The sequence below is a fragment of the Spirillospora sp. NPDC049652 genome, from assembly GCF_040675125.1.
Taxonomy (GTDB): domain Bacteria; phylum Actinomycetota; class Actinomycetes; order Streptosporangiales; family Streptosporangiaceae; genus Spirillospora.
In genome coordinates this window covers 1-6,387 of record NZ_JBFAOF010000379.1, presented here as the reverse complement: position 1 = coordinate 6,387, position 6,387 = coordinate 1, and the positions used below count along the sequence as shown (strand labels likewise).

Annotated in this window: 5 protein-coding genes; all 5 read left to right on the top strand. The window is 70.7% G+C overall.

Annotation, left to right across the window (positions count from 1 at the left end; translation table 11 throughout):
- The coding region (locus AB0J52_RS22615) for an ATP-binding protein (RefSeq protein ID WP_500183907.1) at nt 1-2,410 on the top strand (2,410 nt) is incomplete at its 5' end.
- A 186-nt stretch (nt 2,411-2,596) separates the two neighbouring features.
- Nucleotides 2,597-3,019 carry a hypothetical protein gene (locus AB0J52_RS22610; RefSeq protein WP_500183905.1) on the top strand — a complete coding sequence of 141 codons (423 nt, stop codon included), beginning with the start codon at nt 2,597-2,599 and terminating at the stop codon, nt 3,017-3,019.
- Between the two features lie 54 nt (nt 3,020-3,073).
- Entirely contained in the window at nt 3,074-3,949 is an 876-nt protein-coding gene (locus tag AB0J52_RS22605) for a peptidoglycan-binding domain-containing protein (protein WP_500183902.1), read from the top strand.
- A gap of 188 nt (nt 3,950-4,137) precedes the next feature.
- On the top strand, nt 4,138-4,950 hold the full coding sequence (locus AB0J52_RS22600) for a CHAP domain-containing protein (protein ID WP_500183901.1): 813 nt from the start codon (nt 4,138-4,140) through the stop codon (nt 4,948-4,950).
- A 9-nt stretch (nt 4,951-4,959) separates the two neighbouring features.
- A complete protein-coding gene (locus AB0J52_RS22595; protein ID WP_500183899.1) occupies nt 4,960-5,889 on the top strand; it encodes a peptidase inhibitor family I36 protein in 930 nt (309 codons plus the stop codon).
- The last annotated feature ends 498 nt before the right edge of the window (nt 5,890-6,387 follow it).

The window sequence follows — 6,387 nt, the reverse complement described above, 5'->3', positions numbered from 1 at the left end:
GTTCGACACCGGCCCGGGACTGGGAGTGACGCCGTTCGACGGCGGCTCGGCGCTCGCGGTGACGCCGTTCGACGGCGGCTCGGCGCTCGCGGTGTCGCCGTTGGACGGCGGTCGCGCGGGACTCGTGGTGACGCCGTCCGGCGCGGAAGTGCGTTCGAGCCCGGACGAGCCGTCCCGGAACGCTGCGCCCGGCCGGGTGGCGCCCCGGCCGGTGAACCTTCCGGCCGCCATCGGTGACTTCACCGGCCGCGAGACGCAGATGGACCGGGTCCGTTCGCGGCTCGCCCGCGACGCGGCGGAGCGCCTCGCCGTCCCGGTGCTGGTGGTCTCCGGAAAGGGCGGGGTCGGGAAGACCGCCCTCGCGCTCCAGGCCGCCCACGACATGGAACCGGACTTCCCGGACGGCCGCCTGCACGTGAACCTTCGCGGACACGACTCCCGTCCCACCGACCCGCACGACGTCCTGCGCCGGTTCCTGCGGGCGGTCGGGGTCGAGGACGGCGCGCTGCCCCGGGACCCGGACGAGCTCGGTGAGCTGTTCCGGTCGCGGACGGCCGGACGGCGGATGCTGTTCCTGCTCGACAACGCGGCGGACGAGGCGCAGGTGCGGCAACTGCTGCCCGGCTCCCCGACCTGCTCGGTGCTGATCACCAGCCGGTCCCGGCTGTCCGGGCTGGGCGGCGCGCACGTGCTGAACCTGGAGGTGTTCGGGACCGAGGAGGCCGTCGGGCTCATCGAGGCCATCGTTGGCCGGGAGCGGGTGGCCGCCGAGCCGGAGGAGGCCCGCGAGATCACCCGGTTGTGCGGCCACCTCCCGCTCGCGGTGCGGGTCGCCTCGGCCCGCCTGGCCAGCCGTCCGCACTGGCCCCTTTCCCGGCTGACGGCCCGGCTCGCCGACGAACACCGCCGCCTGGACGAGCTCGCGTTCGGCGACCTGGAGGTGCGGGCGAGCGTCGCCGTCGGCCACGACGGCCTGGACGAAGCGCAGCGTCGGGCTTTCCGCCTGCTCGGCCTCGTCCAGGTCCCCGAGTTCGGGGCGTGGGTCCTCGGTCCGCTGCTGGGGGTGCCGGTCGGCGAGGCGGAGGATCTCGTCGAGGCGCTTATAGACGCTCAGCTCCTCGAAGTCGCGCGAAGCGGTCGGGGCGGACGGCTGCGCCTCCGTTTCCACGACCTGGTGCTGCTGTACGCGAGGGAGTGCCTGGCCGAAGAACCGCCGCAACTCCAGCGGGCCGCGCTGGCTCGCGTCAGTGACGCCTGGCTGCGGCTCGCACGCCTGGCCGATTCCCGCGCCGCCCGCACCGGAACGCGTCTGTCATGGCATTCGGCTCCTCAAGCGAGCCCGGAATCCGCTCCGATGGCGATTTCGGGGTGGACTCTCCACGCGCCCCCGGCGTCTGCCATACAGGGTTACTCGGGCCTGTCGGAGAGCGAGGCGGAAGAGATCGTCTCGGAGCCGCTGCTCTGGTACGACGAGGAACGCCACGCGCTGAGCATGGCGGTCGCGCAGGCGTGTGAAGGCGGCCTGACCGCGACAGCCTGGGGCATCTGCCACCACCTGGTGGAGTTTTTCGAGGTCAGAGGCCAGTACGGCGACTGGGAGCGGACGCACCGCATGGCCTTGCGACTCTGTCTGGAGGCCGGGGACGCGATCGGGGAGGCCACCACGCGCCTCGGCCTGGCGCGGTGCCTGCCGCACCGCGACATCGACGGCGCGCTGCGGGAAGCGGCACTCGCCGTGACGGCATTCCGTGACCTCGGCTGCCACGTGGCGGAGGCGGAAGCCCTCGCTACGCGCGCCTCCGTCCTGCGGGCCGCCGGGCGACGCCGCGAGACGTCCGCCGCCCTCGGTTCTGCCCGGGATGTCTTGGAACGCGCCACTGACGGCCTCACCGCCGTCCGCCCCGAACGAGAACTCGTCCCTGACCAGGACGAACAGGAGCGATTCGCCGAATCCGCCGCCGTGATGGGACGGAGTCTGGACCGCGCCGCGCGCTGCGGAACGTCCCCTGAGCAGACCATGGCTGCGCGCCACCTGGCGATCATCAAGCCCGAGGCCGAGTTCGAGCCCCGCCATGATCCCGCCCCCGCCCCTGAGCCCGAACACGAATACGGGAGCGGCCCCCGGTTCGGTGATCATGACGAGGCTTTCGGCCTGGCCGAACGGGCGCTGGCGCAGGCGATCGTCCACCTGGACAGCGCGCGGGAGCTGGGACGTTCGTCGCCGTCCCCCCACTTCCTCGCGCAGGTGCACGCGTGGCTCGCGGAGGCGTTGCGCATGTGCGGACGGGACCAGGAGGCACACGCGTCTTACCTGACGGCCCGGACCATCTATCGCGAGATCGGAAACCGGTCGGCCGCCGACGATCTGGACCGGCTCATGGCCGCGCTGGGACCGGTAGCCGAACGGTAGGAGGCAGAAGGTAACGCTTCCCCTTCGCACGCCCAGCGGTAGCCGAGAGGAAGCGCGACGGCAGGTTTTCGGAACCCCCCTCCTGGATCTTTGGAGGGCCCGGCCTCCGAAAGGGAGAGTCCTCGCACCGCCCGGTCCCCCGACCGGGCCGCGGTGCGGCTGCCCCTCACCCGAAAGGACCCTGTCATGAGGTTCGTCACCCGTGCGGCGCTCGGCGCCGCGATGGCCACCCCGCTGGCGCTCGGCTTCCTCAGCCCGGCGGCGCACGCCGAGCAGGCGCCCGGCTGCTCCAGCACCGTCCAGATCGGCCAGACCGCGTACGTGTACCTGGACGGCCAGACCTTCGCGTCGGTCAAGCAGTTCAAGGGCTGCGGGAAGAACTACGGCTACATGTACGTGTGGGACGGCTACCGCTCGTCGCACAGCACCTGGGACGTCTGCGTCTCCATCGCGACCGTCGACTCGGCGGGCCGCCACCTCGTGGACCTCCGCTGCCCGGGCAAGGTCGTCGAAGCATGGTCGGCGGGCGCGGCCACCCTCAGCGAGTGCACCGTCGCCGTCGGCTGGTACCCGGACCGGGCCAGCGCCGCCACCGACGTCCGCTGCTGACCTTCCTCTCCTGACACACGCCCTCTCCCCGAACGGAAGGAAACACCCCCGCACATGAAGATGATCAAGACCCGGAGCGCCCTCGCCGCACTGCTCGCGACCGCCACGGTCTCGGGCGGCCTGGCCCTGAGCGCGGCGCACGCGTCGGCCGCCGCCCCGAAGGGGACGTCCCCCCAGGTCACCGTGCTGCCGGCCGTCGACATGGAGGCCACCGTCCTGGCCGCCCAGATCGACCCCCGGCGCGCCGACAGCACCCTGACCCCGGGCGCGAAGGACTCCGTCCTCGCCGTCGAGCAGGCGCTGCAGGCCAAGGGACTGCTGGACGCCCGCTGGGTCGACGGCTACTTCGGGACGACGACCATCTCCGCGTACGCGGCCTTCCAGCGCTCGCTCGGTTACAGCGGCCTGGACGCGAACGGGCTGCCCGGCAAGACGTCGTTGACCACGCTCGGGCAGAATCGCTTCACCGTCATCCGGACGATCGGCGCGGGCGCGAAGGTCCAGCGCGACGGGTACACCGTCGACGCCCGCACCCAGGCGATGCTCACCGAGGCCGAACGGCTGCTCGGCTTCACCCTCGTCCTGGACCAGGGTTCCTACAACCCCGGTGGCGACCCGACGTCCGCAGGGACGCACGACGGCGGCGGCGTCGTGGACGTCAACGTGGACGGCATGTCCGCCACCACCCGCACCAACGTCGCCCGCGTCCTGCGGCAGGTCGGGTTCGCCGCCTGGGTCCGCAACCCGACCCAGGGCGACTGGCCGTGGCACATCCACGCGGCCGCGATCAGTGACACGGACCTGGCCGCCGAGGCCCAGCACCAGGTCGGCGACTACTACCTCGGCATGAACGGCCTCGCCAACCGCGCCCCGGACGACGGGCCGCGCATCCCCATCCAGACCTGGGAGGACTACCAGCGCACGCACTGACCGGGCGCCCGAAGCGCCACCGTCCCACCGAACACCGCCCTCACCGAACACCGCCCCTGCCGAGCACCGCTCGCTGCCGGACACCGCCCCCTGCCGATCCCCGTCCCGTTCGGTCCCACCCTCCGATCGTCGCCCCCGATCATCGGCCACTTCCCCCAAGGGCCGATCACTCCGCGAAAGAGGGAAAAATGTCGTACGTACGTAGGACGCTCGCCATTGCCGGCGCCGCGCTGTCCATCACCGTCCCCTTTGTGGCCACCGCCTCCCACGCCTCCGCGGCGGGTCGTGACGGGGTCTGCAACAGCGGCGAGTTCTGCTACTACTACAACAGCGACCTGGCCGGTTCGCTCTCCGACTTCACCGGCTCACTCGCCGACTACGGGACGACGCAACCGTCCTGCTACGACTTCAAGAGCGCCGGCAATGGCCAAGGCGTATGCGTGAAGAACAACGCCGCATCGGTATGGAACCGCACGGGCTCGACCGTCCGCGTCTACTACAACAGCAACTACGGTGGAGCCAGCCAGGATTTCGCTCCCGGCGCGAGCGGCAACCTCAATGCCACTCTCAAGAACAACAACGCCTCGCACCTCTTCCTGGGCACCTCGGGTGGGGAGACGCCGCGCAACGACTATGACGGAAACGCGCGGGGCTTCGCGCAGAACAACTGCACGGCGTTCGCCGCCTACCGCATCGCGAGCCGGCTCGGCGTCCCGAACTTCAGCAACTCGTGGGGCGGGACGACCTGGGGCAACGCCGGCACCTGGGACGACGCCGCGCGCCGGGTCGGCGTGTCGGTCAACACCGCGCCCACGGTCGGCGCGATCGCCGTCAACGACGTCCACAAGGTCGGCCACGTCGCGTACGTGAACAGGGTCTACTCCGACGGCTCGTTCGACGTCGAGGAGTACAACTGGAACAACCCGCTCGCGTACGGGACGCGCTCCCATCTCCACGTCAGCAGCGCCCAGTCCGACTTCCAGTACATGCTCCACTTCTAGGAGCCTGGAATGACCTTCCTCAAAAAGGCGCTCGCCATTCTCGCCGTCGCCGGATCGGCCTTCGCGGGGGCCGCCGCGGTGGCGGGCCCGGTGTCCGCGGCGGGACGTGACGGCGTCTGCGACAGCGGCGAATTCTGTTACTACTACAACAGCGACCTGGCCGGTTCGCTCTCCGACTTCACCGGGTCGATCTCCGACTACGGGACGACCCAGCCGTCCTGCTACGACTTCAAGAGCGCGGGCGCCGGCCAAGGCGTATGCGTGAAGAACAACGCGGCTTCGGTATGGAACCGCACGGGCTCGACCGTCCGCGTCTACTACAACAGCGGCTACGGCGGAGCGAGCCAGGACTTCGCCCCCGGCGCGAGCGGCAATCTCAATGCCACGCTCAAGAACAACAACGCCTCGCACCAGCTCCTCGCGTCGGGGCCGACGGGATGCCAGACCGACGGCAGCAACACCACCCTGCCGAGCACGATCCTGGTGTACCGGGTCGGACTGGGACGGGTCGACCGTGTCGGCTTCCAGACCTACGTCGAGAACGTCCTCCCGAACGAGTGGATACCGAGCTGGCCGAGCGCGTCGCTGGACGCCGGGGCGATGGCCGTCAAGAGCTACGCCTGGTACTGGGCGCTGCACTCGACCCGGAAGACGTCGAGCGGGCAGTGCTACGACGTCCGGGACGACACCGGCGACCAGGTCTACAAGCCGGGCACGGCCCAGTCCTCGACGACCGCCGCCGTGCAGCGCACCTGGTCCACGCGGATGACCCGGAGCGGGAGCATCCTGATGGCCCACTACTGCTCGACCTCGACCGCCTGCGGAGCCTGGGTGGACGGGGACTGGATGTCCCAGTACGGCTCGCGTGACCTCGCGAACGCGGGCCAGGGCTTCCGGACCATCCTGACCCACTACTACAGCGGCATCGTCCTTTCCTGACGAGCCGCCGGCGGCCCGCGCCGAGGAACCGGTGACCTCCACCGGCCTCGTCGCGGGCCGCTCCCCGTCCCCGGCCCCAGCCCCGGCCCCGGCCCCAGCCCGGCCCCGGCATGCCACGCCTTCACGGGCGGTGTCGGCATGGGTGGCGTTCTCCGATTTTGATGATCATTAGTTGGGCAACCCGGACTGATCGAATGTCGTTGCTTGACGTCCGCCAGAATCGCCGTCAGCGATGATCTGATCACGAAAAGCCACAAGGGCTGGTCCCGCCACCGCGTCCGGAGGGTCGGACGCCGAGGCGGACACCGCGCCAGAACCGTCGCGACCGGCCCGGTTTCCCATCACAGTGAGCGTCAATCGGGGGATGCGCGATGAGGATGCACCAGGCCGGCACGAGGATCAGACCAGGGGGCCCGCAAGCGCGTCCACCGGCATGGCTGGGCGGCCTCATGGCCGTGCTGATGGCGGTGACCTGCATGGTCGCCGACCCGGTGGCCG

Coding starts and splice junctions, on each gene's coding strand:
- AB0J52_RS22610 (WP_500183905.1), top strand. CDS start 2,597: ATGAGGTTCGTCACCCGTGCGGCGCTCGGCGCCGCGATGGCCACCCCG.
- AB0J52_RS22605 (WP_500183902.1), top strand. CDS start 3,074: ATGAAGATGATCAAGACCCGGAGCGCCCTCGCCGCACTGCTCGCGACC.
- AB0J52_RS22600 (WP_500183901.1), top strand. CDS start 4,138: ATGTCGTACGTACGTAGGACGCTCGCCATTGCCGGCGCCGCGCTGTCC.
- AB0J52_RS22595 (WP_500183899.1), top strand. CDS start 4,960: ATGACCTTCCTCAAAAAGGCGCTCGCCATTCTCGCCGTCGCCGGATCG.